Origin of the sequence: Cellulosimicrobium sp. SJTW-1, assembly GCF_047716875.1 — a bacterium.
GTDB lineage: Bacteria > Actinomycetota > Actinomycetes > Actinomycetales > Cellulomonadaceae > Cellulosimicrobium > Cellulosimicrobium funkei.
Genome location: NZ_CP136680.1, coordinates 221,353 through 247,002 on the forward strand (window position 1 = coordinate 221,353; position 25,650 = coordinate 247,002).

A 25,650-nucleotide genomic window follows, 5' to 3' on the forward strand; every position below is an offset into this window, starting at 1 on the left:
GCGCCTGTCACGGGCAGGCCGATGCGCCCCCGCCGCCCTGCTCGGCGACCTGGAAGTAGATCGGGTTCTGCCAGTCGGCGCCCTCCCCGCGCACGCGCGGCAGGTCCGCGCAGGTCCAGCCCTGCTGCGGGGTGAACTGGCCCCCGGCGATGACGTGTGCGCCGCTCCACCGCCACGAGGTCTCCTGGCCGGTCGCGGCCCGGAGGTCGACGTCGAACGACACCGACCGCGTGCCCGCGGGCACCGTGAAGGCCACGTAGTAGTTGCGGACCTGGCTCCCCGGCTCGCCCCACGTCTCGGACGAGATCGAGCGGACCGTGCAGCCGGAGAGGACGGTGCGTCCCTCGCCACGCGCGACGCACGTGCCGGCCGTCGTCGTCTGCCACCGGCCGGCGGAGACGGGCGCGGCGGCCCGGGCCTGGTCCGTCCACGCGGCCGTCGTGGGCTCGACGGCCGCGTGCGCGACGCCCCACCACGACGCCGTCACGAGCGTCAGGACCGCCAGGAGCAGGCTCAGCGTGCGGCGCCCGGCCGTCGGGCCGGCCGGCTGACCGGCCGCCCCGTCGGCCCGCCGGCCGGTCCGGGCGCCGGTCACCGGCGGACCGGCGCGCGCCGCGGTGCGGGCGGGACGAGCAGGGTGAGGCCGAGCAGGCCGAGCAGGCCGACGAGCAGGGGGACCGCCACGGCGGGCGTCGTCATGCGCACGATCGCGGTGCCCCAGCCGGCGAGCTGGACCGCGGGCTTCCAGACGTCGCCCGAGGCGGTGTAGTCCAGGGCGTCCGCGTAGGCGTTGTTGTCGCCCTTCATGCTGACCGTGTAGCGGTCGTCGCCCGTCTGCTCGACGGCCTCGACGCGGTGGGTCACCAGGTCGCCGGTCAGCTCGCTGGGCAGGCTCACCACGTCGCCGACGGCCAGGTCGGCCGCCGGGACCGGCCGGGCGACCAGGAGGTCGCCCGTCATGATCCCCGGCTCCATCGAGCCGGAGATCACGACGAGGGGCTTGATGAGGCCGGCCGCGGTCGCGCCCCACACCGCCCCGCACACCAGCCCGAAGGCGGCGAGGACCCACAGGACGAGGACGGCCCCGCGCCGCAGTACCTGCATCGGTGGTTCTCCTCCTCCTGCGTCCGGCGTCCGGTCAGGCCGTCGCGGTGGCGGAGACCGTGACGACGAGCGTCCCGGTGGCGCCCTGGTTCGACGGCGCCCAGTCGCTCGGGGCCGTGACGGTGAGCCGGAACTGGTCGCTGGACGTGCCGCCGGCGGCGTCGAGCGTCGTGGCGAGGCCGGAGACGGAGGCGGAGGGGTTCGTGGTGAAGGTCGAGCCCGAGGCGAAGCGGACGCTGGACGTGAGCGCGGCCTTCACCGAGCTCTCGTTGCGCACCCACAGGTCGATCGTGCGCGTCTGGCCGGGCAGGAGGTTCGCGAGCGCGTCCGACGGCACGACGAGCTCGATCGCCTCGGGGTCGGACGAGTCCTTCCAGGTGGTCCCGTCCAGCGACCCCTGGAGGTCGAAGGTCGCGGCCGTCGCGGGCGCCGCGAAGAACGCGTTGTCGGTCCAGGCGGCGCTGGTGAGCGCTGCCCCGATGCCGCCGACGGCGAGGGCCGCCAGCCCGAAGGCGGCGAAGGCGCGGCGCTTGTCGCGGCGCGGGGCGGGGGTCGTCTCGGGGGTGTGGAGAGTCATGACTCGAAAAGTACGGAGTCCTCCTCAACGCTGGCGCACCTGTTCCTCAGGAAAAGCGCAGGATCGTCCAGGGATCGCGGCGCGCACCCGCGCGCACCCCAGCCCACCTGCGCGGACACCGGGCGACCGTCCGGGGGAAGGGGAGCGCGCCGCGGCTCCGCGGGACGGGGAGGAGGAGCGGGAGGTGAAGAAGCGGCGGACGAACCGGTCCGGTCCGGCCGTCGGTGCCGGGGGCGTCGGTGCCGTCGGGTAGCGTCCGTCTCGTCCCGAACGGTACGGAGCAGGGGAGCACGAGTGAGCAGCGTCGCGCACGACCACGGTCGATCCGGCACGCACGGCCGGTGGCGCGGGAGGACCGCCCGCTGGACGACGGCCGCGGCGCTCGTCCCCGTCCTCGCCCTGCCCCTCGCGGCGTGCACGCCCGACCGCCCGGAGGCGTCCGACGCCGCGAACGCGCTCGCCGACGCCCTCCAGGCCGGCGACGTGAGCGCGCTGGAGTTCCGCAACGGCGCCGCGAAGGACGTCCAGGGCCACCTGGAGGCGGTGCTCGAGCCGCTCGCGCCGTACGAGCGCACGGTCGAGGTGGAGTCGGTGGACGTCGACGAGGAGGGCGACGACGCGGGCGACCGCGCGACGGCGACGCTCGCCTACCGCTGGGAGGTCGCGGGCGACCAGGCCTGGGAGTACACCACCACGGCGGAGCTCACGTTCGCGGAGCCGGGCGAGGGCGAGGACGGCCCGGGCACCTGGGACGTCGTGTGGGAGCCGGACGTGCTCGTCCCCGAGCTCGGCCAGGGCGGCCGGCTCGCGGTGAGCCGCGTGCCGGCGGTCCGTGCAGGCATCCTCGGCGCCGACGGCGTCCCCATCGTCGAGGACCGTCCCGTCTACCGGATCGGCGTCGACAAGACGCGCGTGGGCTCCGCCCAGTGGGACGGCGCGGCGCGGGCGCTCGCGGGCGTCGTCGGGCTGGACCCGGAGGAGTACGCGCAGCGCGTCGCGGGCGCCGGGGAGAAGGCGTTCGTCGAGGCCATCACCGTCCGCACGGAGGACACCGCGGGCGTCGACGTCGACGCGGCGCGCGGCATCGAGGGCGTCGCGGTCATCGACGACGCGATCCCCCTCGCCCCGACGCGCGAGTTCGCGCGTCCCCTGCTCGGGCGCGTGGGCGAGGCGACGGCGGAGATCGTCGAGGAGTCGGAGGGCGCGGTCGCCGCGGGCGACCAGGTCGGCATCTCCGGTCTCCAGCGGCAGTACGACGAGCAGCTCCGCGGCGTGCCGGGCCTGTCGATCGAGGTCGTGCCGGGCGAGGCGGACGCGGACGCGGAGCCGACGGAGGTGTTCTCGGTCGAGCCGGTGGACGGTGTGCCGCTGAGCACGACGCTGCGCCCGGACATGCAGGTCGCCGCCGAGGCGCTGCTCGCCGGGCAGGGGCCGAGCGCGATCGTCGCGATCCAGCCCTCGACGGGCTCCGTGCTCGCGGCGGCGAGCTCGACCGCGGGCGAGGGTCTCTCGACCGCCACGACGGGCCAGTACGCGCCGGGCTCGACGTTCAAGGTCGCGACGACGCTCGCGATGCTGCGCGCGGGCCTCACCCCGGACACGACCGTCTCCTGCCCGCCCACGCTGACCGTCGAGGGGCGCGAGTTCCAGAACGTGCCCGGCTACCCGACGGCGGCGCTCGGCGACGTGCCGCTGCGCACGGCGTTCGCGAACTCGTGCAACACGGCGATGATCGGGCAGCGGAAGGCCGTGTCGCAGCAGGCGCTGCACGACGCCGCCGCCTCGCTCGGGCTGGGCGTCGAGTCCGAGCTCGGCGCGCCCGCGTTCTTCGGCGACGTCCCGACGGACTCGCAGGGCACCGAGCACGCCGCGTCGATGATTGGGCAGGGCAAGGTCCAGGCGTCGCCCCTCGCGATGGCGACGGTCGCCGCGAGCGTCGCCGCCGGGCGCACGGTGGCGCCGGTCCTCGTCCACCCGGACGTGCAGACCGTCGCCGAGGAGCAGCCCGCCTCGACCCTCACCGAGCAGGAGGCGGCGACGCTGCGCGAGCTGATGCGCGGCGTCGTCACGGACGGCTCGGCGTCGATCCTCCAGGACCTCCCGGGCGAGCCCGGGGCGAAGACGGGCACGGCGCAGTACGGCGACGGCAGCCAGTCCCACGCGTGGATGATCGCGACGCAGGGCGACCTCGCGGTCGCCGTGTTCGTCGAGACGGGCGAGGGCGGCGCCGTCACGGCGGGGCCGCTCATGCACGCGTTCCTCGACGCGCCGAACGCCTGACGCCCGCCGCTCTCCGGCGGCCGGAATAGGTCCGGCCGCCGGACGGTTGTCCACGAGCGGGTATGATCGGTTGCCGCGGGCGTCCGTATGCCCGCGTCCAGCGAGAACCCACCGTTCCGGGAGAACCTCCGTGTTCGTCAGCGTGCCTGCCTGGCAGCTCACCCAGCGCCGCGACGTCGACCTCCGTCGAGTCGCCAGCGCGCTGTGTCGCTGACCCCCCGTCGCCGCTGACGCCTCCTCGCCTCCGCACACCCGTCAGGACCCCGGGTCGCCTCGCGACCTGAGCCGCTGACGCGCGTGGCGCGCCCCCGTCAGGCCGCAGGCCACCTCCGTGCCTGCGTCCCTGCCCGGGCCGCGCTGCTGCCGGCGCCCCGCGACGACGTCCCGAGCCCCTCTCCCGAGAGCGGGCGCTCGTGCGCCCGCGTCACCCCGAAAGGTCCTTCGTGTCCTCGACCCCCTCGACGGCCTCCCCGCAGGCCGATCCGCAGGCGAAGCAGGCTCCGGCCTCCGCGCCCGCGAAGAAGAAGCGCCGTTTCCCCTCGTTCAGCGTGCAGATCCTGCTCGGTCTCGCGGTCGGCGTCGGGCTCGGTGCCCTCGCCCTCGCCATGGGCCCGCAGGACGCCGCCGGCGAGGTCCCCAACGGCCTCACCACGACGCTCGACACGATCGGCTCGTCGTTCGTCACGCTGCTCAAGGCGGTCGTGCCGCCGCTGATCTTCACCGCGATCGTCGCGTCGATCGCGAACCTGCGGACCGTCACCAACGCCGCGCGCCTCGCCGGTCAGACGCTGCTGTGGTTCGCCATCACCGCCGCGATCTCCGTGGCCGTGGGCATCGGCCTGGGCCTGCTGTTCCAGCCGGGCAACCGCGCGTCGGTCTCGCTCGACGCGGCGTCCGAGCCGGGCCGCACCGGCACGTGGCTCGACTTCCTCAACGGCCTCATCCCGGGCAACGTCCTGGGCCTCGGCGCCTCGACGAGCCTCGAGGCCGGCGACGACGGCGCGATCACCGGCGCGTCGACGTCCGTGAGCTTCAACGTGCTGCAGATCCTCGTCGTCGCGCTCGTCATCGGCATCGCGGCGCTCAAGTCGGGCAAGAAGGCGGACCCGTTCCTCGCGTTCAACCGCTCCGCGCTCGCGATCGTGCAGAAGGTCCTGTGGTGGATCATCCGCCTCGCGCCGATCGGCACCGCCGGCCTCATCGGCTACGCCATCGCGGCGTACGGCTGGACGTCGCTCGCGTCGCTCGCGTGGTTCGCCGTCGCGATCTACGTCGGCCTCGCGGTCGTGCTGTTCGTCGTCTACCCGATCCTGCTGCGCACCAACGGCCTGAAGATCTCGAGCTACTTCCGCGGCGCCTGGCCCGCGATCCAGCTCGCGTTCGTCTCGCGCTCCTCGATCGGCACGCTGCCCGTGACGCAGCGCGTCACCGAGCGCAACCTCGGCGTGCCGAGCGAGTACGCGTCGTTCGCCGTGCCGCTGGCCGCGACCACCAAGATGGACGGTTGCGCCTCGATCTACCCGGCCATCTCGGCGATCTTCGTCGCGCAGATCTTCGGCATCGACCTGTCGATCACCGACTACCTGCTCATCGCGTTCGTGTCCGTCGTCGGCTCCGCCGCGACCGCGGGCCTCACCGGCGCGATCGTCATGCTGACCCTCACGCTCTCGACCGTGGGCCTGCCGCTCGCGGGCGTGGGCCTGCTGCTCGCGATCGACCCGATCCTCGACATGGGCCGCACCGCGGTCAACGTCGCGGGCCAGGCGCTCGTGCCCACGATCGTGGCGAAGCGCGAGGGCATCCTCGACCTCGAGCAGTACGAGGCCGCGACGGCCGAAGACCTCTTCGTGGACGAGGACGACGACGCGTCGTCCGAGACGACCACGGAGTCCCCGGCGCCGGCCGAGGCCGCGGAGGCCACGCCGTCGGGCACCAAGGAGCGCGTGGGCGCCTCCGCCTGACGCCGACCAGGCGATACCTCGCCGTCGAGCACGACGTTGCTGCCGTTGTCCGTGGGATGACGGCAGCAACGTCGTTCTCGGCGTCAGGGGTGGGGGTGGCCCTCGCGGAGGACGGCGAGGCGCGAGCGGTACTCCTGCTCGTCGATCTCGCCGCGCGCGTACCGCTCGCCGAGGATCGCGACCGGGTCAGGGCCGGGGGCGCGCCAGCCGCCGGGACCGCCCGGGCTCCAGCCGCGCCGGGCGCGGCGGGCGACGAGGAAGACCACGGACGCGAAGAGCAGGAACCACAGCAGGGGGAACACGAACCACCACGGCCCGGGCCCCCAGCCGGCGTGCCCCCACGACGCGACGGCGTCCGTGGGGAGCGTGCCGGCGGCCCCGGTGAGTGCGGTGAGCATGACGACCTCCGGTGTCGGTGCGCCTCGCCGTTCCCGGCGAGGGCGGCCGTCCGCCGGCCGCACCCCCAGGCTCGCGCCCGCCCGACGCCGCGTCGTCACCCGGGCGTGCCGACCTCGCTCGTCCCCGGGTACCGCCGCGACGGTCGGAGGCTCAGCCGGCCCAGCCCGGACGGACGACGCCCGACTCGTACGCCGCGACGACGAGCTGCGCCCGGTCCCGCGCACCCAGCTTCGCCATGACCCGCGAGACGTGGGTCTTCACGGTCGACTCCGACAGGAAGAGCGACCCGGCGATCTCCTCGTTCGACAGCCCGCCCGCGACCTCCACGAGCACCTCGTGCTCGCGCGGCGTGAGCTCCTCGACACCACGCACCGGCCCGACGGCGCGCGTCGCGTCCGCGACCCGCGACAGCAGCCGCCGGGTCACGGTGGGCGAGAGCAGCGCGTCACCGCGAGCGGCGACGCGCACCGCCCGGACGAGGTCGACCGGCTCGGTGTCCTTGACGAGGAAGCCGCTCGCGCCGCCGCGGATCGCGTCGGTCACGTACTCGTCGAGCTCGAACGTCGTGACCACCACGACGTGCACGTGCGACGCCGCCCGGTCCGCGACGATCCGCCGCGTCGCCTCCAGGCCGTCGAGACCGGGCATGCGGATGTCCATGAGCACGACGTCGGGCAGGTGCTCGAGCGCGAGGCGGACGGCGTCGTCGCCGGTCGCGGCCTCCGCGACGACGCGCATGTCGTCCTCGGAGTCGATGAGCGCGCGGAAGCCACCCCGCACGAGCGCCTGGTCGTCGGCCAGCACGACGTCGATCACGGTGCCTCCTCGCGCTGCGGCGGTGCGTCGTCGGCCGCGTCGGACCGTCCGGGGGTGCCCGGTCCGGGCGGGGAGCCCGGCCAGGGAAAGACTGCCCGCACGCGGAAGCCACGTCCAGAGGGGGACGGCGCCGGGCCGGCGGAGAGCGAGCCGCCGACGCTCTCGACGCGCTCGCGCATGCCCCGCAGGCCGTAGCCCGGCTCCGGCTCCGCGCCCGGGGCCGCGCCGTCGTCGGTCACGGTCACGGTCACCGCGCCGTGCGGGGCGGGACGCACCGTGACCTGCACGTCCGCCCGCGTGGCGCCGTGCGCGTGCCGGCGCACGTTGGTCAGCGACTCCTGCACCACGCGGTAGACGACGCCCGCGAGCCGGTCGGGCAGTCCCGCGGCGGCCGGGTCGACGTCGACCGCGACCGCGAGGCCGCCGCCCTCTGCCTGCCGCACGAGCCGGGGGAGCGCCGCGAGGTCCCACGTCGGGGCGAGGGGCGCGCCGTCGTCGGCCCCGTCGCCGCGCACGGCGCCCAGCACCGCGCGCACCTCGTCGAGCGCCTCCGTGCTCGCGGCGCGGATCGCGGTGAGCGCACCGCGGGCCTGCTCGGGGTCGCGGTCGAGCAGGTGCAGCCCGACGCCCGCCTGGACGGTGATCGCGGACAGCGAGTGCGCGAGCACGTCGTGGACCTCGCGCGCGATCCGCAGGCGCTCGTCGGCGACGGCGGTCCGCTCCCGCTCGGCGCGCGCCAGGCGCTCGGCCTCGCGGGCCGCGGCGAGGCGCGCGGACCGGTCGCGGACCGTCCCGGCGACGAGCAGCACGACGACGGTCCACGCGGTCCCGCCGAGCAGCGTCGCCGGGGGCGGCGCGTCCGGGCGGAGCGCCGCCGCCGTGACCACCGCACCCGCCAGCAGCACCGCCCCGCCCCAGGCGACCCGGCGCGCGCGCACCGCGGGTCCGCTGAGCAGCACCCCCACGAGCACGCCCACGGGACCGGCGAGCGCCGGGCCCCACGCGTACCCGGCGACGAGGAACGTGGCCGCGGCACCCACGGACACGACGACGGCGACGACCGGCCACCGCACGAGGAGCACGAGGGCGAGCGGGGGCACGAGGAGGAGCGCGAGCGCCGCCGCGTCGAGCGGCCGGGCACCGGGCTGGCCGTGCGTCGCGCCCACGGAACCGACGACCGTGACCACCGCGAGCACCACGGCGAGGAACGCCCGGGGGCGGCGGCGGTCGAGCGGGCCCATGCGTCGCACGCTACGCCGCGCGCGGCCGGGCCGCGTCCGACCGGGGTACCGGGCGACGTCGTCCGGGGGTGCCGGGGCGCGTGGCCCCGGGGTGCCGCGCGGCGGCGGACGGAGGCGCGGGGGTCAGGCGCCGTCGTGCACCGCGTCGAGCACGACCGGATCGGCGCACCCCTGAGCGAAGCCGGCGATGCGCCGGTCGACGTCGCGCTGGAGCACCCACGACCCGACACGCTCGGCGACCGGGGCGAGCCAGCGCGGCCGGCACCGGAAGCTGTAGCGCCACGTCGCGCGCGTGCCGCCGCCCGGGTCGGGCGCGAAGCGCCAGCCGCCCGCGAGGTTCTCGAAGAACCACGACCCGCGGACCATGCGCATGCCGACGTTGGTCGGCGGGTTGTACGAGACGTACTCGCTCACCATGGACAGCCCGCTGCGGTGCCGGGTGAAGGTCTGCACGCCCTTCGCGGGCGCGGTCGCGCCGTCGAGGAAGTGCTGGTGGCGGATGAAGGGGTCCCAGCGCAGGCGGACGGCGCCCGTCGTCTGCGAGACGGCGAACGCCGTCGCGGGGTCGACGGGGACCACGAGCGAGGACTCGACGACGGGCATGGTCGGATGCTCCCACGCCGGGCGGCGCCTCGCCGCCCGCCTCAGGACGCGGCGAACCCGGCACCGGCGTGCCCCCGGACGCGGGAGCAGGCCCCGGACGCGAGGACGGCCCGCCCCTCGACGAGGGACGGGCCGTCCGGACCGCGGCGCGTGGCGTCAGGACGCGAACGCGTACCCGGCCTCGACGCACTGGGCGCGGAACGCGTCGAGCGACTCCTGGAGCTTCGACGTGCTGACCGTCTCGCCCTGGACGGCCGCCTCGAAGGGCGCCTTGATCCCGTTGAGGTTCTCCTGGAGCTCCGGGTCGGCGAAGTTCTGCACCGCGGCGATGCGCTCGCGCGTCGTGTAGATCGCGGCGGCGGCGTCCTCGTCGTCCGGCGTGGCGAGCAGCGGCGTCGTCTCGGTGACGAGGCGCTCGGCGGAGTACTCGCCGCCGTAGAAGGTGCTGCACGTCGTGGTGACGGCGACGACGGTCGGCGTGACCTCGGGGGCCGCCTCGGTCGTGGTCTCGGTCGCGGGGGTGGTCGCCGCGTCGTCGCTCGCCGGGTCGGTCGGCGAGGCGCAGGACGCCAGCAGGAGGGCACAGGAGAGCGCCGCGGTGGCGGCAAGAAGCTTACGCATGCTAACGATTCCACACTCTGGCGCACGCGGGGCGCAAGAAGATTGAGCGGGCGCCGGGGCGGGAGCCGCGGAATCCCGCGGCTCCTGCGGTGAGCTTGTGCTCAGCGTCACAAAGGAGCGCGCCGCGTCACACGACGTCGAGGACGACCTTCCCCCGCACGTGCCCCTCGGCGACGAGGCGGAGCGCCTCCGCGGCCTCGGCGAGCGGGAACCGGGCCGAGATCTCCGCCCGGAGCCGCCCGTCCTCCGCGAGCGCGAGCACCTCGTCGAGGGCGCCCTTCGCGTCGACCTTGTCGGCGATCCCGGCGGCGCGCGAGGCGTCCGTCCCGACGACGGTCACGGCGCTCGGCGGGTCGTCGGCGTCGGCGGGGGAGAGGTGCTCGCCCAGCAGCGCGACGGTCGCGGCCACGGTCTCCTCCGTGCCGACGAGGTCGACGACGACGCTCACCTCGTCGAGCCCGTCGGGCAGCGCGCGGACCGCGTCGACGAGCCCCGGGCCGTACGCGACGGGCGTCGCACCGAGGCCGCGCACGTAGTCGTGGTTCGCGGGCGAGGCCGTCCCGACGACGCGGGCACCGAGCGCGGTGGCGATCTGCACCGCGGCGGACCCGACGCCACCGCTCGCGCCGTGCACGAGCACGACGTCCCCCTCGCCCGTGTCGGCCTGGACGAGCGCGGAGAACGCGGTCGCCGCCGCGACGGGCAGGACCGCGGCCTGGTCGAACGGGACGGACGACGGCTTGCGCCGCACGTGGTCGGCGCGGACGAGCGAGAGCTCCCGCTGCGCGCCCGTGCCGTGCCACACGACCTCGTCGCCGGGGGCGAGGTCCGGGACGTCGGGCCCGACGGCGTCGACCACCCCGGCCGCCTCGAACCCCAGCACGCCGGGGACGCGGCCACCGAACGCGCCGGCGAGCCGCTTGAGGTCCGCGGGGTTGACGCCGACGACGCGGTTCGCGACGCGCACCTGGCCGGGGCCGGGAGCGCCGACCTCCTCGTCGTCGACCCGCAGGCCCTCGGGCCCGCCGAACTCCTCGAAGACGACGACCGTGCTCATGCCGACCCCCGTGGTCTCGCCGTCGGTCGCCCACCGCGAGGGCGAGTCCGCGCGGTGGCCCCGGGGTGGCCGGGCGGTTCCACTCTTCCATCGCGGACCGCCGCTGTCATGCGGCGGACGTGGGCAGGAGTACCCGTCCGGGACGGTTTCACCCCGTCCCGAGCGTTGGGGAGGGTGATGACGACACCACCCGAGGACCCCGGCCACCCGCTCGACCCGCGGCCCGCGCGCGAGCGGCTGCTCGCCGTGCGCACGGAGGCGTCGGAGCGCCTGCGGGCGCTGCGTGCCGACGTCGCGGGCATCGTCGAGGCGTCGCGCGACTCCAACGCGGACGACGAGCACGACCCCGACGGCGCGACGATCGCGTTCGAGCGCGCCCAGGTGGACGCGCTCGCGCGCGACGCGGCCGCGCGGGTCGAGGAGGTCGACGCCGCCCTCGCGCGCCTTGACGCGGGGACCTACGGCGTCTGCGCGGGGTGCGGACAGCAGATCGCCGCCGGGCGCCTGGAGGCGCGCCCGACGGCGCGGACCTGCGTCGCGTGCGCGGCCGCGGTGCACTGAGCGACCGGGCCCGCCGCGACCGGGCCCGCCGCGACCGGGCCGCCGCGGCCCGGCCCGCCGCGGCCGGGTCAGAGCTGGCCGTGGCCCTTCTTCGACGGGACGCCGGCGATGAGGCCGCCGTCCACGACGAACTCCGAGCCCGTCGAGTACGACGCCTCGTCGCTCGCGAGGAAGACGATCATGCGCGAGACCTCCTCGGGCGCCGCGGGGCGGCCGAGCGGGATGAGGAGGTCGTCCGGGTTGAGCGACGCGGTCATGGGCGTCGAGATGAACCCGGGGTGCACCGAGTTGACGCGCACGCCGTACGGCCCGAGGTCGAGCGCGACGGACTTCGTCAGCCCGCGGACGCCGAACTTCGACGCGACGTAGCCGTGCAGGCCCGCGCTCCCGCGCATGCCCTCGACCGACGAGATGTTGATGATCGACCCCGCGCCGGCCTTCGCCATGATCGGCGACACCGCGCGGATCCCGAGGAACGTGCCGGTGAGGTTGATGTCGATGATCCGGCGCCAGGCGGCGACGTCGAACTCCGTGATGGGACCGCCGTTGGCGATGCCCGCGTTGTTGACGAGCACGTCGACGCGCCCGAACGCGTCGAGCGTGGCCGCGACGGCGGCCGCCCACTCGTCCTCGCTCGTCACGTCGAGGTGCACGTAGCGGGCGTCGGGGCCGAGCTCGCGCGCGAGCGCCTCGCCCTTCGCGTCGTCGAGGTCCGCGACCACGACCTTCGCGCCCTCGGCGACGAGCGCGCGCGCGTTCGTGACGCCCATGCCGCCGGTGCCGCCGGTGACGATCGCGACCTTGTTCTGCACCCTTCCGGGAGTGCTGCCCATGGTGGGGCTCCTTTCCTTGCGGGGGCACGGCGGCGTCGGCCCGCCTCGTGAGCGGGGGCGTCGTCGCGCGGGTGGTGCGCACCTGCCCGCCGGGGACCGCGGTCGACCGGCGGAGGGGACGGCTCGTCAGGGCGACGGCGTGGTCCACCAGGCGGGCAGGGCGTCTCGGGCGACCCGCGGGAACAGCCCGGGGTCACGGGGAGGGGGCGTGGCGAGCCACACCTCGAGCGCGCCGACCGTGCCGAAGCCGACGTACGTCGCGAAGGCGCGCGCCGCGACGTCGGCCGTCGCGGTGGTCGCGGCTCCGGCCGGCGGGTCGGCCGGGACTCCCGCCGGGGTGCCGACCGGGGCCGACGGCAGGAGGCCCGGGTGGGCGTGCAGGTGCTCGACGAGCGTGCCGGTGACGTGGCTCGCGAGCAGCCGGAACAGCGGCGCGCTGAGGCCGCCCTCCAGCGCGCGCTCGTAGACGGGGAGGTGGGCCTCGACGTGCACGACGAGCGCGCGGCTCCAGTGGTCGACGACCTCGCGGGAGCGGGCGGCGACGTCGTCGGCCGTCTCGGCAGCCCGGACGTCGGCGAAGAACCGGTCGCGGATCGCGTCGAGCTCGGCGCCGAGCACGCGCGCGAGGAGCTCGGACGGGCTCGACGCGTGGTCGTAGAACGTCACGCGGTTGATCCCCGCGCGGGCCGCGACGGCGGACACCGTGAGCCGGGTGACGTCCTGCTCCGCGGCGAGCGCGAGGATCGCGGTCCGCAGGGCCGCGGCGGTGCGGGCGGTGCGCTTGTCCACGGCCACCTCCTCCGCGTCGTGCCGTGCGCTGCCTCGTCCTCGACGTTACGCCGAGGCAATCACTTAAGCAACAGGTGTTGCCTATCTCACCCGCCCAGAGGCGGTCCCGGGATCACGGTCGTACCGTCGAGAGAGCGGCCGCAGGTCCGCGGCCACACCAACCCGAGGGGGCGGACATGGTCACGAACACGCGCCGGGCCGAGAGGCACACCGGAGAACCCGACGTCGTCGAGCTCAACCCGATCTTCGCCAGACCGGGGGAGGCGACGGCCCTGCCCAAGTTCCGGTTCCCGGAGGACGAGTCCCTCCAGGAGACGGCGTACCAGATCGTCCACGACGAGGCGATGCTCGACGGGAACGCGCGGCTCAACCTCGCGACGTTCGTCGGCACGTGGATGGACGAGCACGCTGCGCGGCTGTACCTCGAGGCCGCCGACAAGAACATGATCGACAAGGACGAGTACCCGCAGACGGCGGCCGTCGAGACGCGGTGCTGGACGATGCTCGCCGACCTGTGGCACGCGCCCGACCCGGAGCACACCATCGGGACGTCGACCATCGGCTCGTCCGAGGCGTGCATGCTCGGCGGTCTCGCCCTCAAGCGGCGCTGGCAGCACGCGCGCCGCGCCGCCGGCAAGCCGACCGACCGCCCGAACCTCGTGCTCTCGAGCGCGGTCCAGGTGTGCTGGGAGAAGTTCTGCAACTACTTCGAGGTCGAGGCGCGCTACGTCCCGATCTCCGAGGACCACAAGGTCCTCGACGGCCACGACCTCGAGACGTACGTGGACGAGAACACGATCGGCGTCGTCGCCATCATGGGCGTGACCTACACGGGCATGTACGAGCCGGTCACGGAGATCGCCGCGGCCCTCGACCGGATCCAGGAGTCCACCGGCCTCGACGTGCCCATCCACGTCGACGGTGCGTCGGGCGCGATGGTCGCCCCGTTCCTCCAGCCCGACCTCGAGTGGGACTTCCGCGTCCCCCGCGTCGCGTCGATCAACACCTCGGGCCACAAGTACGGCCTCGTCTACCCGGGCCTCGGGTGGGTCGTCTGGCGCGACACGGAGTCGCTGCCGGAGGACCTCGTGTTCCGCGTGAGCTACCTCGGCGGGGACATGCCGACGTTCGCGCTCAACTTCTCGCGCCCCGGCGCGCAGGTGCTCCTCCAGTACTACCTCTTCCTGCGCCTCGGGCGCACCGGCTACGAGGCCGTGCGGCGCACGTCGCGCGACGTCGCCCTCTACCTGTCCGGCGAGATCGCGAAGATGCCCGCGTTCGAGCTGTGGAACGACGGCTCGGACATCCCCGTGTTCGCGTGGCGCCTGCGCGAGGGCCACACGAAGAACTGGGACCTCTACCACCTGTCGGAGCGGCTGCGCACCAAGGGCTGGCTCGTGCCCGCGTACCCCATGCCCGACGACCTCACGGACCTCACCGTCCAGCGCGTCGTCGTGCGCAACGGCTTCAGCCACGACCTGGCGTCCGCGTTCCTCGCGGACCTGCGCGACGAGGTCGAGCTCCTCGACGCCCTCACCGGCCCGATGCCGACCGAGGGCCAGCGCTCCAACTTCCACCACTGACCCGGACGACCGCGGGAAGGACGGACCATGGCACAGGGGGCAGCACAGGATCCGCCCGGAGGCTCGGGACCGCACGTCCGGGCCGACGGCACGCACGCGCCGACGGCGGCGCACGTCAAGCCGCACCCGTACGGGCCGCCCGGCTCCCGGCAGCCGCCGGGCCACGCGGGGCCCGCCATCGGGGCGCCCGCCGCGGGCGCGACGACGTTCATGTCGGTCGTGCAGCTCGCGATGCTCACCGTGGTGGTGGTCGCGTCGCTGCGCTCGCTGCCGGCGATGGCGTCGTACGGGCTCGGCTCGGTGACGCTCTTCATCGTCCCGGCGATCCTCTTCCTCGTCCCGACGGCGCTCGTCGCGGCCGAGCTCGCGACCGGCTGGAAGGGCGGCGTCTTCACGTGGGTGCGCGAGGCGTTCGGCGAGCGCGCCGGGTTCGTCGCGATCTGGCTCCAGTGGATCCAGAACGTCGTCTGGTACCCCACGCAGATCGCGTTCATCGCGGCGAGCCTGTCGTTCGTCGTGGGCGACCCGGGCCTCACGCAGAACGGCCTCTACACGGCCGTCGTGATCCTCGTCCTGTACTGGGGGTCGACGCTCATCACGCTCGCCGGCGGCAACCTGTTCGCCAAGGTCGGCTCGTGGAGCGGCGTCTTCGGCACGATCCTGCCCGCCGTCCTGCTCATCGTGCTCGGCGCGGTCTGGCTCGGCACCGGCGAGCGCTCGGAGACGACGCTCGAGGCGTCCGCCGTCATCCCGCCGTGGACCGGGATCGCGTCGATCGTGCTCATCGTCTCGAACGTGCTCGCGTACGCGGGCATGGAGGTCAACGCGGTGCACGCGAACGACCTGCGCAACCCCGGGCGCGGCTTCCCGCGCTCGATCGCCATCGCGACCGTGCTCATCCTCGTGGTCTTCATCCTCCCGACGCTCGCGATCTCCGTGGCCGTCCCGAAGTCGACGCTCGGCGTGACCGACGGCATCAACCTCGCGTTCAAGGCGTTCTTCGACCACTGGGGCATGAGCTGGGGCACCCCGGTCATCTCGCTCCTCATCGCCCTCGGGGCGTTCGCGTCGGTCGTCACGTGGATCGCCGGGCCGTCGCGCGGCCTGCTCGCCGCGGCCCGGACCGGCCTGCTGCCGCCCGCGCTCCAGCGTCGCAACAAGGCCGGGGTCCAGGTCGGCATCCTCGCGGTGCAGGGCGGGATCGTCACGCTGCTCGCGCTGCTGTTCGTGCTGGTGCCGAACGGCAACACCGCGTTCATCGCGCTCGTGGACATGGCGGCGGCGCTGTACCTCGTCATGTACATGCTCATGTTCGCCGCGGCGATCCGGCTGCGGCGCACCAAGCCCGACGTGGTGCGGACCTACCGCACGCCCGCGATGCGGTTCGTCGCGGGGCTCGGGTTCGTCGCGTGCGCGGCCGCGTTCGTGCTCGCGTTCGTCCGGCCGTCCGGCTTCAGCGGCCTCTCCGAGACCGCCTACCCGATCGTGGTCGCCGGGGTCGTCGTCGTGCTCGGCGGCCCGCCGCTCCTCTTCTACGCGCTGCGGCGCCCCACGTGGGACCGTCGTACCGCGGCGGAGCGGCAGACCGCCGACGACGTCCTCGTCAACCCGCCGACGCAGCCCGCGCCGGCGCCCGCCCGCACACCGCGCGACCCGGAGGAGACCACGTGACGGGTACCAGCACCGTCGGGCGCGAGACGCCCACCCCGGACGGCGGACGGCGCGCTCCAGCGCCGCCCGCCGTCGCGTCGCCCTGGGCGGAGACGGTCGCGCGCTGGGGCGGCCGGATCCTCGAGGTCTACGCGGTGTGGCTCCTCGTCGCGCTGATCCTCCGTCCCGTCGCGCACCACGCCGAGCGCCCGGTCGCCGAGGTCCTGTCGGTCACGAACGTGCCGTCGTACCCGTCGCTCTTCTCCGCGGTCGTGGTCGGGCTCGTCGCGAGCGGCTTCCTGCGCCGTCGCCGCGCCGCGCTGTGGTTCGTGGTCCTCGTCTGGCAGCTCCCGTCCGCGCTCGTCATGCTGCTCGCGATCGTGCTCGACCGGATCGACCCGGCGGCCGGCGTGCTCGACGACGTGCACTGGACGGCGTACGCGGGCGGGCTCGTCGGGCTCGTGCTCGTCGTGGTGCTCGTCGCCGCGCGCCACGCGTTCCCCGCCCGCATCGCCCGGGGTGCGTGGTGGACGGCGGCGCTCGTCCTCGTGCTCGGTCTCGCCGTCGCGACCGGCGTCGTGTGGGCGCTGCTCCAGGTCGTGCCGTCGAGCCTCGACGACCAGTCGGCGCGGCTCGGGTGGGCCCTGAGCGTCTCGGTCGGGCTGTCGCCGCACGAGGAACCGTTCGCCATCGACGGCGGCGCGCCCGGCTGGCTCGCGCTCGTCGGCGGCCTGCTCGCGGGCGCCGCGCTGCTGCTCGCGGTGCTCGTGTTCCTGCGGACCGGTCCGCGCGACGCCGCACGCACCCCGGACGAGGAGCTCGCGGTGCGCCGTCTGCTCCTGGAGCACCCGAGCGACGACTCGCTCGAGTACTTCGCGACGCGCGACGACCGCGACGCGATCTTCTCCGGCGACGGCCGCGCCGCCGTGTCGTACCGCGTGGTGAGCGGCGTGCTGCTCGCCGCGGGCGACCCGCTCGGGGACCCGGCGTCGTGGCCCGACGCGATCGAGCGCACGCTCGCGTACGCGCGGCGCCACGGGTGGGCGCCCGGCGTGCTCTCGGCGAGCGAGAAGGGCGCGCGGGCCTACCGCGACGCCGGGCTCGCCGTCCTCACGATGGGTGACGAGGCGATCGTCGAGACGCGGTCCTTCGACCTCGCGTCGCCGTCGATGCGGCCCGTGCGGCACGCCGTCGCGCGGCCCCAGCGCGAGGGGTACACCGTGCGCCTGCGACGGCAGCGCGAGATCCCGGCGGACGAGCTCGCGGCGCTCGCGCAGGCCGCCGACGCGTGGCGGCACGGCGAGGACGAGCGCGGCTTCTCGATGGCACTGGAGCGCCTCGGCAGCCCGCGCGACCCGCGCGTGCTCGTCGTCACCGCGCACGACCGCGACGGCGCGCCGCGCGGCCTGCTCACGTTCGTCCCGTGGGGCCGCAAGGGGGTCTCGCTCGACTACATGCGCCGGTCGCCCGACGCGGTGCCGGGCGTCACGGAGCTCATGATCTCGACGCTCGCGAGCGAGGGCGCGGGCATGGCGATCGACCGGGTCTCGCTCAACTTCGCGATGTTCCGCGGCCTGATCGAGCAGGGCGAGTCGGTCGCGGCGAGCCCCTTCCAGCGCTTCCTGCGCCGCCTCGTCCTCACGGCGTCGCGCTGGTGGCAGCTCGACCAGCTCTACCGCTCGAACCAGAAGTACGAGCCGCGCTGGCGCACGCGCTACCTCTGCTACGCCGCCCCCGCGCAGCTCACGTCCGTGTCGCTCGCGGCGGGGCAGGCCGAGGGCTTCGTGCCGCAGTGGCCCGGCGCGCGCGGCGGCACCGGGAGCCAGCAGGTCGCGACGGCCGACGCCGCGCTCGGCGCCGCCGTGCGCGAGCAGGAGGACGCGCTGCTCGCGCTCGACGTGCCGACCCGGCGGCTCACCGACCAGGAGCGCGCCCGCCGCGCCAAGCTCGACGTGCTCGCGGCGGCCGGCATGCCCGCGTACCCCGTGGCCGTGCCGCGCACGCACCGGCTCGCCGACGTCGACGACCTGCTGCTCGGGCACGAGGTGTCCGTCTCGGGGCGCGTCGTGCGGCTCCGTGACCTCGGGGGCGTCGTCTTCGCCGTCCTGCGCGAGGAGAACCACGAGCGCCAGGTGATGCTCACCGCCGACGGCGCCGCCGACCTCGCGCTCTGGCGCCGCGTCGTCGACCTCGCGGACCAGGTGAGCGTCACGGGGACCGTCGCGCGCAGCCGGACGGGGGAGCTGTCCGTGCACGCGGGGTCGTGGGTCATGGCGTCGAAGTCGCTCAAGGCGCCGCCGGACAAGTTCCGCGGGCTCGCCGACCCGGAGACGCGCATGCGCCTGCGCCACGTCGACCTCGCGCTCGACACGCGGTCGTCCGTGACGCTCCGCGGCCGCTCCGCCGCCGTGCACTCGCTGCGCTCGTCGCTCGTCGAGCGCGGCTTCATCGAGGTCGAGACGCCGATCCTGCAGCGCGTGCACGGGGGCGCGAACGCGCGGCCGTTCCGCACGCACATCAACGCGTACGACATGGACCTGTACCTGCGCATCGCCCCGGAGCTGTTCCTCAAGCAGCTCGCGATCGGCGGCATCGAGCGCGTCTTCGAGCTGGGCCGCAACTTCCGCAACGAGGGCGCCGACGCGACGCACAACCCCGAGTTCACGTCGCTCGAGGCGTACCAGGCGTTCGGCGACTACACGACGATGCGGCACCTCACGCGCGAGCTCGTCGTCGCGGCCGCGGTCGCGGTGCACGGCGACGCCGTGTCGCGCCGGCCCGACGGCAGCGAGGTCCGGCTCGACGGCGAGTGGCCCGTCGTCACCGTGCACGACGCCGTCTCGCGCGCCGTCGGCGCCGAGGTCACCCCGGACACCCCCGACGCGGAGCTGCACGCCCTGTGCGCCCGGCTCGGCATCGAGGTCGGCGAGGACGAGACGCACGGCGCGGTGGTCAACGAGATGTACGACCGCCTCGTCGAGGGCCAGACGGTCGAGCCGACGTTCTACACCGACTTCCCGGTCGAGACGTCGCCGCTCACCCGCGTGCACCGCCGCGACCCGCGCCTCGCGGAGCGCTGGGACCTCGTCGCGTTCGGCGCCGAGCTCGGCACCGCGTACTCGGAGCTCATCGACCCGATCGACCAGCGCGAGCGGTTCACGCAGCAGTCGCTCCTCGCGGCGGCGGGCGACCCGGAGGCCATGGAGATCGACGAGGACTTCCTCTCGGCGCTCGAGTTCGCGATGCCGCCCACCGGCGGGCTGGGCCTCGGCGTCGACCGCATCTACATGACGATCATCGGCGCGTCGATCCGCGAGACGCTCGCCTTCCCGTTCGTGAAGCCGCAGCGCCGGTCCTGACCGTGGCGACCGGCCTCCCCGTCCCCGACACCGACCCGGCCCTGCCCGCGGCCGTGCTGCGCGAGCTGCAGCCTGCCGAGACGTACCTGACGAGCTACCCGGTCGCCGTCGTGCTGGCAGTGCTCGGGGCGGGAGCGGTGGTGTGGGCCGTGGTCCGCGCGCGGCGCGGCGCCCGGGCGCGGCGCGCGGGGCGGCCCCGGGGCGAGGACGCGCGCCGGCCGTGGCGCACACGCGTCGCGACGGCGTCCCTCGCGACGCTCGGTGCGCTGTCCCTCGTGCTGGGCCTGGCGGTCGGCGCCAACGCCTACTCCGGCTACGTCCCGACGTGGGGGGCCGCCCGGGTGCAGCTCGTCGCGCTGGGTCTGACGGACCTGTCGGCCGACGCGCCGGGCGGCGCGCACCGGGGCCAGGTGCGGACGCTCGCGATCCCGGGGACGGCCGTCGAGCAGATCGCGGACGAGGACGCCTGGGTGTACCTCCCGCCGGGGTTCGACCCCGAGGGCTCGACCCGCTACCCGGTCGTGTACCTGATCCACGGGTCGCCCGACGACCCGAGCAGCTGGTTCGCCGCCGGGCGGGTGCCGCGCACGATGGACGTGCTCATCCGGCGCGGGCTCGTCGACCCGATGATCGTCGTGGCGCCCACGGTGAACGGCACGGGGCCGGGCGGGCTCGACACCGAGTGCCTCGACTCGACGACGGGCGGCGAGCAGGTCGAGACGTACCTGACGACGACCGTCGTCGACACCGTCGACGCGACGTACCCGACGCTCGCGGACCGCGAGCACCGCGTCCTCGGCGGCATGTCGTCCGGCGGGTTCTGCGCGCTCAACGTGGGTCTGCGGAACCTCGACCTGTACGGGGCGATCCTCGCGATCGAGCCCTACGGGAACCCCGGCCCCGGGCCGGAACGGACGATGCTCTCGACGCAGGCGGAGATCGACGCGAACACCCCGACGACGTACCTGCCCACGATGACGTTCACGCACCCGATGCCCGTCTTCCTCGACTCCGGGCAGGACGCGCCGCGGGAGGCGCTCACGACGGTGCGGCGGATGGCGCAGGACCTCGAGGACCAGGGGCAGACCGTCGAGCTCCGCGAGGAGCCCGGTCAGGCGCACACGTGGGCCATGGCCGCGACCGCGCTCCCGTACGGGCTCGTGTTCGCGCAGCGGCAGATGGCGGGCGGCTGACGCCGCGTCACTCGTCGGTGAGGAACTGCCCGCCGATGCCCGCCTGGGTCTCGAGCAGGTCGCCGGTGTCGCCGAGCACGACCCAGTTCGGCCCGGCGAGCGCGGCCTCGCCCTCCTCGGTGGGCTGACGCGGCAGGAGCGCGAGGAACTCGTCCTCGGCGATCCCGTCGGCGAACACGGCGAGGAGCGTCGTGTCGTCGCACGCGCCCAGCTCGACGTCCTCGCTGTCCGTGCTCTCGGTCGTGAACGACAGGCACGTGAGGCCGGCGGACGTGGCGGCGTGGTGGAGCGCGTCGAGCGAGTCGTACTCGACGTCCTTGTCGCCCGGGCCGGGGCCGGAGCAGGCGGCGAGCGCCCCGACGAGGACGACGAGACCGACGACCGGGCCGGTCGCGGCGCTGCGAGGGCGGGGAGCGGGTCGGGTAGGCATGTTCCGATGGTCCGCCGCCGCGCGGGTTCGCGCCACGGGAACCTCGCCCGTCACCCCGGCGGGCCGGGACCGCCCCGGTCGGGTGCGGCGTCCGCGGACTGCCAGGTGAAGGGCGCGAACGTCGACGAGTCGTCCCGCCAGGCCGGTGTGCGGGCGCGGTACAGGAGCAGCGGGAGGGCCACGAAGACGAGGGCGAGCGCGACGAGCAGCACGACGTACGTCGTCGGGCTGCCGACCGCGACCTGGCCGGGCGGGGCGAAGCTCGTGACGAGCGCGAGCAGCGACGCGACGAACCCGAGCCCGCCGACCGCCCAGACCCCGACGCGGCCCCCCGGCACCCGGTAGGGGCGCGGCCGGTCGGGCTGCGTGCGGCGCAGCACGACGACCGCGGCGAACATCAGGAGGTAGGCGACGAGGTAGAGGATCACGGTGAGCTGGCTGAGGAGCTGGTACGCGGACTGCACGGAGGGCATGACGACGAACAGCACCGACAGCACGGTCACGACCAGCGCCTGGACGAGGAGGATGTTCGTCGCCATGCCGCGGTCGTTCGTCCGGTGGAACCACCGCGGGAGGAACCCCGCTCGCGCGACGGCGTGCAGGCCCGTGGCGGGCCCGGCGACCCACGTCGTGACGCCGGCGAGGACGCCGACGGCGAGCATCGCCGCGACGACCGGCCCGGCCCAGCCGATCCCCGCCCAGGCGAGCAGGTGGTCGAACGCCTGGAGCAGGCTCGTCGTGAGGCTGATGTCCTGCTGCGGCACGACGACCGCGATCGTCAGCGTGCCGAGGGTCAGCACGACGACGGCCACGAGCGCGGCGACGAGGATCGCGAGCGGGTAGGTGCGCTCCGGCCGCCGGATCGAGCGCACGTGGACCGCGTTGACCTCGATGCCCGCGTAGAAGAGGAAGATCCCGGCGGCGAGCACGATGTTGTCGAGACGCGTGAGGTCCGGGACGAACGCGCCCCAGGAGAGCGTGGTCCGGGACGGCTCGCCGCCGAGGAGGTAGGCGGCGCCGAGCCCGACGAGCAGCGCGGCGGGGACGAGCGTCCCGACGATCCCGCCCCAGCGCGCGGTGCGGGCGAACGCGGACGCGCCGCGCAGGGCGATGAGCGTCGCGGCCCAGAACACGACGAGCACGATCGCGAGGACGAAGAGCCGGTCGTCGGCGACCCGTTCGTCGAACCGCGCCTCTGGTCCCGTGTAGGCCAGGGTGACGGCGGCGAACGTGAGGACGGTCGGGAACCAGATGCAGCCCTCGACGAACACCATCGCGATCGCGAGGAAGCCCCACCTGCTCCCGAACGCCTCGCCGACCCAGCGGAACATGCTGCCCTCCTCGGGCCACGTGGACGCGAGCTCGGCCGCGACGACGGCGACGGGTGCGAGGAAGCAGACGGCGGCGAGCAGGTAGTAGAACGCGGACGAGAGCCCGTACTCCGCCTCGGCGGGCAGACCGCGCAGGCTGACCACCGCGGCGACGTTGAGCATGACCAGCGACGTGGCCGTGATGGTCGCCGCGGCGGGCCGGGCGGGGTGCTGCGAGGTGGCGGTCCGGGCCATGGCGTCCCCCTCGGCGGGCGCGACGGCCCTCGGGGGGAACGCTAGCGACGCCGCGCGCGACCGGCGAGCGGGGCCGGCGTCAGGCCCGGAAGCGCTCGCCGCGCTCGACGACGCGGCCCGCGCCGCGCCCGTCGGCCGCCGTCGCGTCCCACGTGTAGACCTCGGTGCCGGTGATGAGCACGTGCTCCGCGCGCGACGTCACGTCGAGCGGGTCGCCCGACCATACGACGACGTCCCCGTCGAGGCCCGGCGCGAGCGCTCCGACGCGGTCGTCGAGACCGAGGAAGGCCGCGGGGTTCACCGTGAGGGCGCGCAGCGCGGTGTCCCGGTCGAGGCCCTCCTTGACCGCGAGCGACGCCTGGTGCACGAGGAAGTTGATCGGCACGACGGGGTGGTCGGTCGTGATCGCGACGCGCACGCCCGCGCGGGCGAGCGCCCCGAGGTTCGCGATGTCGCGGTTGCGCAGCTCGATCTTCGAGCGCGACGTGAACAGCGGGCCGAAGATCACCGGCACGTCGCGCTCGGCGAGGACGTCCGCGACGGCCGCGCCGTCGGTGCCGTGGTTGACGACGAGCCGGTAGCCGAACTCGTCGGCGAGGCGCAGCGCGGTCGCGATGTCGTCGGCGCGGTGGGTGTGCTGGTCCCAGTACAGCTCGCCCGCGAGGACGCGCGCGAGGGTCTCCTTCGCGAGGTCGCGGTCGAACGGCTCGCCCTTCGCCTCGGCCGCGTCGCGCCGCGCGGCGTAGTTCTGCGCGTCGACGAACGCGGCGCGGATGACCTTCGCGACGCCGAGGCGCGTCGAGGGCGTCTTCTTCTGGTCCCCGTACACGCGCTTGGGGTTCTCGCCGAGCGCCGACTTCACGGAGACCGCCTCGCGGATCACCTGCTCGTCGACGGTGCGACCGCCCCACGTCTTGATCGCGACGGTCTGCCCGCCGATGGGGTTGCCCGAGCCCGGCTTCACGACGGCGCTCGTCACGCCGCCGACCAGCGCGTCGCGGAAGCCCTCGTCCTCGACGTTGATCGCGTCGATCGCGCGCAGCGCCGCGCCGTTCGGGTCGGTCATCTCGTTCGTGTCGTTGCCGGCCCAGCCCTCGGCCTCTTCCATGACGCCCATGTGGGCGTGCGCCTCGACGAAGCCGGGCAGCACCCAGCGGCCGCGCGCGTCGAGGGTCGGGACGCCGTCGGGCACGACGACGTCCGCGCCGACCGCGGTGATGACCCCGTCCTCGACGAGGACGGTCCCGTTCTCGATCGGGTCGGACGCGACGGGCACGACGTAGCCGTTCACGACGGCGACGCTGCGGCGCGCGGTGCGAGGGGCGGTGCGGGCGGGGGTGGAGGAGGTCGTCATGCCCCCATCATCGCCCGGGGCGACCGTCCGCCACACGCCATGGTGTAGCGTGAGGGCTGCGCCTAGGTCGCGAGCAGGGTCTCGCGACGATCTTCGGTCCTCGGCATCGAAGCACGACCGCGGGCGCCGGGCAGCAGACGCTGCCGACGACGATCTCCGCCCCAGAAGCGCGCGGAGCGAGAGCAGAGAAACACATCACTTCTTCCACCATCCTTGACCGCCCGGCGACCGCTCCTGCGGCCGCGGGCACGCCCGGACCAGACCTCGTGCTGCGCCGCGCCGACGACGACCTGTGGGTCGCGACGGCCGACGGCGAGTACGCCGGGATGGTCACCCGACGCCCGGACGGCTTCCACGTCCACGACCGCTTCACGCGGCCCGTGACCGTCGTCGCCGCCCTGGAGCACGCGCGGCGCCATCTGAGCGCCCCGCCCGGTCGCCCGGCGGACTCCCGCCGCGACCACACCCCGAACCGCCGGCGCCCTGCAGGGCGCGGTACCCGGACCCGCGCACGTGGGCCGGTCGTCTCGACGAAGGAAAACACCATGGCTACAGGCACCGTGAAGTGGTTCAACTCGGAGAAGGGCTTCGGCTTCATCGCCCCCTCCGACGGCACCGCGGACGTGTTCGCCCACTACAGCGAGATCCAGTCGAGCGGCTACCGCTCGCTCGAGGAGAACCAGAGCGTCTCCTTCGACGTCACGCAGGGCCCCAAGGGCCCGCAGGCGACGAACATCCAGGCACTCTGATCCCGCTCCCGCCCGGCGCCTCGCGCCGGCGGGGGTGACGATCTCCACCGGAGGGCCGCGCCTCGTGCGCGGCCCTTCGGCGTGCCCGGACCCCGGCGCGCGCGACGGTGCCCGACGGCGGTCGTGCCCCGGCCGCGGGGACTAGGCTCTCGACCGGAGCCACACCGCGCGCGAAGGAGCCCGCATGCACGTCGTCGTCGGACTGTTCCGGCTGTTCCTCGTCGTCCTCGCCCTCGTCGGGACGCGCGCGATCTGGCGCGACGGGGACATCGAGGGCCTCGTCTACTTCACGAACCAGACGGGCTTCCTCATCGCGGTCGTCTTCGCCTGGGCGGGGGCCGCGTCCCTCCTGCGCCGCCGACAGCCGCCGGGATGGCTGAAGGGGGGCGTGACGCTGTTCGCCGCGATCACCGGCCTCGTGTCGTGGCTCGTGCTCGCGCCCGAGGACCCGGGCGCGCCTGCCGTCTTCCTCGGGCTCACCGACGGCCAGATCGAGCACGAGGTGCTCCCGCTCGCCGTGGTCGCCGACTTCCTCCTGCTCGACGCGCACCGGCGCCTGCGCGGCCTCGACGCCGCGCGCTGGCTCCTGTACCCGCTCGCGTACTTCGCGTTCACGACGATCCGCGGGTTCGTCAGCCCGGGCAGCGAGTACCCGTACGGGTTCGTCGACCTCGACGCGCTCGGCTGGACCGGGCTGCTCGTCAACGTCGTGCTCTACGGGGCGGGCTTCCTCGTGCTCGGGCTCGTGATCGTCGGGCTCGACCGGCTCCTGCCCACCGGCCCCGCGATCGGCCGGTACCCCGAGCGCGCGGGGCGCAGCATGCACGTCGTCGCGTCGGGCGAGCGCCCGTGACCGTGCCGCGCGCCGCACGGGCCGACGGGTGAGGCGTCGTCCGTCAGACCGGTGGGGTGGTCGGCGCCGTGC

Annotated in this window: 23 protein-coding genes; 9 read left to right on the top strand and 14 right to left on the bottom strand. The window is 74.7% G+C overall.

Annotated elements, in window-relative coordinates; all coding sequences use genetic code 11:
• Nucleotides 1-7: 7 nt before the first annotated feature.
• From RSE42_RS01105 to RSE42_RS01115, 3 genes are read right to left on the bottom strand one after another with little or no spacing between them, the layout of a single operon-like run.
• Nucleotides 8-595 carry a hypothetical protein gene (locus tag RSE42_RS01105; RefSeq protein WP_415297665.1) on the bottom strand — a complete coding sequence of 196 codons (588 nt, stop codon included), beginning with the start codon at nucleotides 593-595 and terminating at the stop codon, nucleotides 8-10.
• The gene (locus RSE42_RS01110; RefSeq protein WP_051027640.1) at nucleotides 592-1,104 is read right to left on the bottom strand and encodes a signal peptidase I; all 513 of its coding nucleotides are present in this window, start codon (nucleotides 1,102-1,104) and stop codon (nucleotides 592-594) included. Before RSE42_RS01110 ends, RSE42_RS01105 begins: the two co-directional genes overlap by 4 nt.
• A gap of 34 nt (nucleotides 1,105-1,138) precedes the next feature.
• Nucleotides 1,139-1,681: a hypothetical protein gene (locus RSE42_RS01115; RefSeq protein ID WP_194216336.1), complete on the bottom strand. Its 543-nt coding sequence runs from the start codon at nucleotides 1,679-1,681 to the stop codon at nucleotides 1,139-1,141.
• Between the two features lie 294 nt (nucleotides 1,682-1,975).
• Here RSE42_RS01115 and RSE42_RS01120 point away from each other — a divergent pair, with 294 nt between their 5' ends.
• Entirely contained in the window at nucleotides 1,976-3,961 is a 1,986-nt protein-coding gene (locus tag RSE42_RS01120; RefSeq protein ID WP_415297666.1) for a penicillin-binding transpeptidase domain-containing protein, read from the top strand.
• A 443-nt stretch (nucleotides 3,962-4,404) separates the two neighbouring features.
• Complete coding sequence (locus tag RSE42_RS01125; RefSeq protein ID WP_415297667.1) at nucleotides 4,405-5,922, top strand: dicarboxylate/amino acid:cation symporter; 1,518 nt, start codon at nucleotides 4,405-4,407, stop codon at nucleotides 5,920-5,922.
• A gap of 83 nt (nucleotides 5,923-6,005) precedes the next feature.
• Here the strand turns inward: RSE42_RS01125 and RSE42_RS01130 are convergent, their stop codons facing one another.
• The 6 genes from RSE42_RS01130 to RSE42_RS01155 form a co-directional block, all read right to left on the bottom strand.
• Nucleotides 6,006-6,320, bottom strand: a complete 315-nt coding sequence (locus RSE42_RS01130) for an SHOCT domain-containing protein (protein ID WP_415297668.1) — start codon at nucleotides 6,318-6,320, stop codon at nucleotides 6,006-6,008.
• 151 nt (nucleotides 6,321-6,471) lie between these two features.
• A complete protein-coding gene (locus tag RSE42_RS01135; RefSeq protein WP_076403946.1) occupies nucleotides 6,472-7,137 on the bottom strand; it encodes a response regulator in 666 nt (221 codons plus the stop codon).
• A complete protein-coding gene (locus RSE42_RS01140; protein ID WP_415297669.1) occupies nucleotides 7,134-8,378 on the bottom strand; it encodes a sensor histidine kinase in 1,245 nt (414 codons plus the stop codon). The genes RSE42_RS01135 and RSE42_RS01140 overlap by 4 nt, the downstream gene beginning before the upstream one ends.
• A 123-nt stretch (nucleotides 8,379-8,501) precedes the next feature.
• The gene (locus tag RSE42_RS01145) at nucleotides 8,502-8,981 is read right to left on the bottom strand and encodes an SRPBCC family protein (RefSeq protein ID WP_043652166.1); all 480 of its coding nucleotides are present in this window, start codon (nucleotides 8,979-8,981) and stop codon (nucleotides 8,502-8,504) included.
• Between the two features lie 156 nt (nucleotides 8,982-9,137).
• Complete coding sequence (locus RSE42_RS01150) at nucleotides 9,138-9,602, bottom strand: hypothetical protein (protein ID WP_034655328.1); 465 nt, start codon at nucleotides 9,600-9,602, stop codon at nucleotides 9,138-9,140.
• 127 nt (nucleotides 9,603-9,729) lie between these two features.
• Nucleotides 9,730-10,659 carry a quinone oxidoreductase family protein gene (locus RSE42_RS01155; RefSeq protein WP_085386821.1) on the bottom strand — a complete coding sequence of 310 codons (930 nt, stop codon included), beginning with the start codon at nucleotides 10,657-10,659 and terminating at the stop codon, nucleotides 9,730-9,732.
• Between the two features lie 177 nt (nucleotides 10,660-10,836).
• Between RSE42_RS01155 and RSE42_RS01160 the strand changes: the two genes are divergently transcribed.
• Nucleotides 10,837-11,220, top strand: coding sequence for a TraR/DksA family transcriptional regulator (locus RSE42_RS01160; protein WP_061268358.1), 384 nt, complete (start codon nucleotides 10,837-10,839; stop codon nucleotides 11,218-11,220).
• 68 nt (nucleotides 11,221-11,288) lie between these two features.
• Here RSE42_RS01160 and RSE42_RS01165 read toward each other — a convergent pair whose 3' ends face one another.
• A complete protein-coding gene (locus tag RSE42_RS01165) occupies nucleotides 11,289-12,053 on the bottom strand; it encodes a glucose 1-dehydrogenase (protein ID WP_061269402.1) in 765 nt (254 codons plus the stop codon).
• A gap of 126 nt (nucleotides 12,054-12,179) precedes the next feature.
• Nucleotides 12,180-12,842: a TetR/AcrR family transcriptional regulator gene (locus RSE42_RS01170; protein ID WP_170982058.1), complete on the bottom strand. Its 663-nt coding sequence runs from the start codon at nucleotides 12,840-12,842 to the stop codon at nucleotides 12,180-12,182.
• A 176-nt stretch (nucleotides 12,843-13,018) separates the two neighbouring features.
• Here RSE42_RS01170 and RSE42_RS01175 point away from each other — a divergent pair, with 176 nt between their 5' ends.
• From RSE42_RS01175 to RSE42_RS01190, 4 genes are read left to right on the top strand one after another with little or no spacing between them, the layout of a single operon-like run.
• A complete protein-coding gene (locus RSE42_RS01175; protein ID WP_415297670.1) occupies nucleotides 13,019-14,425 on the top strand; it encodes a glutamate decarboxylase in 1,407 nt (468 codons plus the stop codon).
• A gap of 27 nt (nucleotides 14,426-14,452) precedes the next feature.
• Nucleotides 14,453-16,096, top strand: a complete 1,644-nt coding sequence (locus RSE42_RS01180) for an APC family permease (protein ID WP_211932366.1) — start codon at nucleotides 14,453-14,455, stop codon at nucleotides 16,094-16,096.
• The gene (gene lysX / locus RSE42_RS01185) at nucleotides 16,093-19,434 is read left to right on the top strand and encodes a bifunctional lysylphosphatidylglycerol synthetase/lysine--tRNA ligase LysX (protein ID WP_163186602.1); all 3,342 of its coding nucleotides are present in this window, start codon (nucleotides 16,093-16,095) and stop codon (nucleotides 19,432-19,434) included. The genes RSE42_RS01180 and lysX overlap by 4 nt, the downstream gene beginning before the upstream one ends.
• 2 nt (nucleotides 19,435-19,436) lie before the next feature.
• Entirely contained in the window at nucleotides 19,437-20,627 is a 1,191-nt protein-coding gene (locus RSE42_RS01190; protein WP_409141205.1) for an alpha/beta hydrolase, read from the top strand.
• A gap of 7 nt (nucleotides 20,628-20,634) precedes the next feature.
• Here RSE42_RS01190 and RSE42_RS01195 read toward each other — a convergent pair whose 3' ends face one another.
• The 3 genes from RSE42_RS01195 to RSE42_RS01205 form a co-directional block, all read right to left on the bottom strand.
• Nucleotides 20,635-21,057: a hypothetical protein gene (locus RSE42_RS01195; protein WP_137279937.1), complete on the bottom strand. Its 423-nt coding sequence runs from the start codon at nucleotides 21,055-21,057 to the stop codon at nucleotides 20,635-20,637.
• Between the two features lie 50 nt (nucleotides 21,058-21,107).
• Nucleotides 21,108-22,622: a putative glutamine/gamma-aminobutyrate antiporter GadC gene (gene gadC / locus RSE42_RS01200; RefSeq protein WP_415297671.1), complete on the bottom strand. Its 1,515-nt coding sequence runs from the start codon at nucleotides 22,620-22,622 to the stop codon at nucleotides 21,108-21,110.
• 79 nt (nucleotides 22,623-22,701) lie between these two features.
• Nucleotides 22,702-23,976 (bottom strand): amidohydrolase, encoded by a 1,275-nt coding sequence (locus tag RSE42_RS01205; RefSeq protein WP_051028465.1) that lies wholly within the window; start codon nucleotides 23,974-23,976, stop codon nucleotides 22,702-22,704.
• Between the two features lie 545 nt (nucleotides 23,977-24,521).
• Between RSE42_RS01205 and RSE42_RS01210 the strand changes: the two genes are divergently transcribed.
• Nucleotides 24,522-24,725, top strand: a complete 204-nt coding sequence (locus RSE42_RS01210; RefSeq protein ID WP_076404113.1) for a cold-shock protein — start codon at nucleotides 24,522-24,524, stop codon at nucleotides 24,723-24,725.
• Nucleotides 24,726-24,909: 184 nt separating this feature from the next.
• Nucleotides 24,910-25,578: a Pr6Pr family membrane protein gene (locus tag RSE42_RS01215; protein WP_085386813.1), complete on the top strand. Its 669-nt coding sequence runs from the start codon at nucleotides 24,910-24,912 to the stop codon at nucleotides 25,576-25,578.
• The last annotated feature ends 72 nt before the right edge of the window (nucleotides 25,579-25,650 follow it).

Bases quoted from the DNA above. Each gene is read 5' to 3' on its own strand.
- RSE42_RS01110 (WP_051027640.1), bottom strand. From the start codon at position 1,104: ATGCAGGTACTGCGGCGCGGGGCCGTCCTCGTCCTGTGGGTCCTCGCC.
- RSE42_RS01115 (WP_194216336.1), bottom strand. From the start codon at position 1,681: ATGACTCTCCACACCCCCGAGACGACCCCCGCCCCGCGCCGCGACAAG.
- RSE42_RS01130 (WP_415297668.1), bottom strand. From the start codon at position 6,320: ATGCTCACCGCACTCACCGGGGCCGCCGGCACGCTCCCCACGGACGCC.
- RSE42_RS01140 (WP_415297669.1), bottom strand. From the start codon at position 8,378: ATGGGCCCGCTCGACCGCCGCCGCCCCCGGGCGTTCCTCGCCGTGGTG.
- RSE42_RS01145 (WP_043652166.1), bottom strand. From the start codon at position 8,981: ATGCCCGTCGTCGAGTCCTCGCTCGTGGTCCCCGTCGACCCCGCGACG.
- RSE42_RS01150 (WP_034655328.1), bottom strand. From the start codon at position 9,602: ATGCGTAAGCTTCTTGCCGCCACCGCGGCGCTCTCCTGTGCCCTCCTG.
- RSE42_RS01155 (WP_085386821.1), bottom strand. From the start codon at position 10,659: ATGAGCACGGTCGTCGTCTTCGAGGAGTTCGGCGGGCCCGAGGGCCTG.
- RSE42_RS01160 (WP_061268358.1), top strand. From the start codon at position 10,837: ATGACGACACCACCCGAGGACCCCGGCCACCCGCTCGACCCGCGGCCC.
- RSE42_RS01165 (WP_061269402.1), bottom strand. From the start codon at position 12,053: ATGGGCAGCACTCCCGGAAGGGTGCAGAACAAGGTCGCGATCGTCACC.
- RSE42_RS01175 (WP_415297670.1), top strand. From the start codon at position 13,019: ATGGTCACGAACACGCGCCGGGCCGAGAGGCACACCGGAGAACCCGAC.
- RSE42_RS01180 (WP_211932366.1), top strand. From the start codon at position 14,453: ATGGCACAGGGGGCAGCACAGGATCCGCCCGGAGGCTCGGGACCGCAC.
- RSE42_RS01195 (WP_137279937.1), bottom strand. From the start codon at position 21,057: ATGCCTACCCGACCCGCTCCCCGCCCTCGCAGCGCCGCGACCGGCCCG.
- gadC (WP_415297671.1), bottom strand. From the start codon at position 22,622: ATGGCCCGGACCGCCACCTCGCAGCACCCCGCCCGGCCCGCCGCGGCG.
- RSE42_RS01205 (WP_051028465.1), bottom strand. From the start codon at position 23,976: ATGACGACCTCCTCCACCCCCGCCCGCACCGCCCCTCGCACCGCGCGC.
- RSE42_RS01210 (WP_076404113.1), top strand. From the start codon at position 24,522: ATGGCTACAGGCACCGTGAAGTGGTTCAACTCGGAGAAGGGCTTCGGC.
- RSE42_RS01215 (WP_085386813.1), top strand. From the start codon at position 24,910: ATGCACGTCGTCGTCGGACTGTTCCGGCTGTTCCTCGTCGTCCTCGCC.